Annotated in this window: 1 protein-coding gene; it reads left to right on the top strand. The window is 63.0% G+C overall.

The features are described from left to right. The first annotated feature begins 88 nt into the window (after window positions 1-88). Entirely contained in the window at window positions 89-1,222 is a 1,134-nt protein-coding gene (locus tag ACFPK0_RS16885; protein ID WP_377342426.1) for an IS481 family transposase, read from the top strand. The last annotated feature ends 52 nt before the right edge of the window (window positions 1,223-1,274 follow it).

Here is a 1,274-nt window from a genome sequence, read left to right as displayed (position 1 = left end):
TGTATGGACCGGAGACACAGGTAACAGATGTGCCAGGACATGGGTTACACCTCGCTGCTGATTTCTGACGCGGTCGAGGTGCCACTTCATGCCCTGGAAGGAAACCACATCCATGACCCTGCGTACCGAGTTCACGACGCTGGCTCAAAGCCACGGCGTTACCGTGTCGGAGCTGGCCCGACGCTTTGGCATCAGCCGCAAGACGGCCTACAAATGGCTCGCGCGCGCCAATGCGGACGAGTCCCTGAGCGATCGATCACGCCGGCCGCGATCGTCACCCACACGCACCGATGAAGGCGTCGCGCAGGCGCTCGTCGAACTGCGTCGCGCCCATCCATGTTGGGGCGGACGCAAGCTGCACCACGTGCTGCGGGATCGTGGTCACCCCGATGTGCCTGCGCCCAGCACCATCACGCACATCCTGCGACGTCACGGCTTGCTACCTGAGCGAACCGCCGGCCATGGCGGCACGTGGACGCGCTTTGAACACGCCTCACCGAATGATCTTTGGCAGATGGACTTCAAGGGCACCATCGCCGTGGGCAACGGTCGGTGCGATCCCCTGACGGTGCTGGACGATCATTCCCGCTACAACCTGGTGTTGCGCGCCACGCCCGACATGCGTAGCGCGACCGTGCAGGCGGTACTCACCGACACCTTCCGGCGGCATGGCTTGCCGCTGCGAATGAACATGGACAACGGCTCCCCGTGGGGCAGTCCCTCGGGCCACTCACGCGGACTCTCCGAGCTGAGCCTGTGGCTGGTGCGCGTCGGCATCCAGGTCAGCTTCAGCACACCGGCCCATCCCCAAACCAACGGCAAGGACGAACGCTTCCACCGCAGCCTCAAGGCCGAGGTGGTCAACGGACGGGTGTTCCACGACCACGCTCACGTGCAGCGCGCCTTCGATGCGTGGCGCGCTATCTATAACACTGTGCGCCCTCACCAAGGCATCGGCATGGCGGTACCCAGCACGCGCTACCGCCCCAGCCCACGGCCGTTTCCCGAAGTGCTGCCGACCATCGAATACTCCCCGCACGATCACGTTGTCACGGTTCAAAGCAACGGGGTTGTGAAGTTCAAAGGCCAGACGCTAAAGGTCTCCAATGCCCTGCGCGGGCTGCCCATCGCCTTTCGTCCCGACGACACACAAGACGGTGTCTATGCGCTCTATTTTTCTCACCATCGGCTAACGCAAGTCGACCTACGCGACACCGCCTAAACTGTTACCCATGTCCTGGCACGTGTGTTACCCATGTCTCCGGTCCATACAG

Source organism: Rhodanobacter ginsenosidimutans, from assembly GCF_042655685.1.
Lineage (GTDB): Bacteria > Pseudomonadota > Gammaproteobacteria > Xanthomonadales > Rhodanobacteraceae > Rhodanobacter > Rhodanobacter ginsenosidimutans.
The sequence above is the reverse complement of the archived record's forward strand: the minus strand, read 5'-3'. Positions and strand labels throughout refer to the sequence as shown.